Below are 1,239 nucleotides of genomic sequence, written 5' to 3'. Positions count from 1 at the left end.
AGGCGCCGGGCGCGGCCCCGCAGCGCGCGGCGGCCCGGCGGCCGGGTCAGGCCGGGCAGCGCCGTCGCCGCCAGCACGATCACCGCGAGGGTGGTGAACGCGCCGCCGTAGGAGCCGCCCGCCGCCAGCGACGCCACCAGCAGCGGGCCGACCACTCCCCCGACGCTCCAGGCGATGTTCATCAGCCCGTAGATGGCCCCGGCGTTGGTGAGGCCGAAGAAGTCGCCGACGGTCGCGGGCATCACCGCGTACCCGCCGCCGAAGTTCGCGAACACCACGGCGGCGAGCGGGACGAACAGCAGCGGCGTGGTGGCGTGGGGGGCCAGCAGCAGCGCCGCGCCCATCAGCGCCAGGATCAGCGTGAAGATCCGCATGCGGCCGTGGCGTTCCGACAGCCAGCCCCACAGGATGCGGCCCGCGCCGTTGAACAGCCCCATGAACCCGGTGAGCGCGGCGGCGGCGCCCGGCCCCATCCCGGTGATCGCGACGGCCGCGCCCGCGGTGACCGCGACAAAGCCGATGCCCGCGACGGTGTTGAGCGTCAGCATCGCCGTCAGCAGGTACCACTGCCGGGTCCGCAGCGCCTCCCGGAGCGTGAAGTCGCCGCGCCCGCCCGGTCTCGGGGCGGTCGGCGGCGGGTTCCGGAACAGCAGCGCGCCCGCCGTCGTGGCGACCAGGTAGCAGAGCCCGAGCGGCAGGAACGCCTCGGTCGGCGTCTGCCGGTGGGCGTCCACCAGGCCCTGCGCCAGCGGCGAGGTGAGCACCGCGCCGAACCCGAAGCCGCCGACCGCGACCCCGGTGATCAGGCCGCGCCTGTCGGGGTACCACTTCTGGAGCATCGCGACCGGGACGATGTAGGCGACCCCGAGGCCCAGCCCGCCGACCACCCCGAACGACAGCAGCATCCACCACAGCTGGTCCCGGCCCGTGGCCAGCGACGCCAGCATCGTGCCGGTCGCGTACAGGACGCCGCCGAGCAGCGCCGCCGCGCGCGGGCCGCGCCGGTCCTGGAGCCGCCCGCCCAGGTAGGTGCCCACGAACACCACGCCGATCGCCACCGAGAACGGCAGCACGGCCTGGGACCGCGACAGCCCGAAGGCGGTGCCGGGCTCCTGGAGCGCACGGGCGAGGACGCTCCAGGAGTAGATCCCGCCCAGCGACGCCTGGAACAGCACCGCCCCGCACGCGATGGCCAGGCGCGGCGGCCCGGCGGCGCGCGCGGGACGGCGGTGCCGGCCC

At 76.1% G+C, this 1,239-nt stretch carries 1 protein-coding gene; it reads right to left on the bottom strand.

All coding sequences use genetic code 11. The features are described 5' to 3' along the window. The coding region (locus AKI01S_RS48590) for an L-lactate MFS transporter (protein ID WP_067833932.1) at window positions 1–1,239 on the bottom strand (1,239 nt) is incomplete at both ends.

The sequence above is a fragment of the Actinomadura kijaniata NBRC 14229 genome (assembly GCF_001552175.1).
GTDB classification, from domain to species: domain Bacteria; phylum Actinomycetota; class Actinomycetes; order Streptosporangiales; family Streptosporangiaceae; genus Spirillospora; species Spirillospora kijaniata.
Note: the sequence above shows the minus strand (reverse complement) of the source record. Positions and strands in the feature narration are given on the sequence as shown.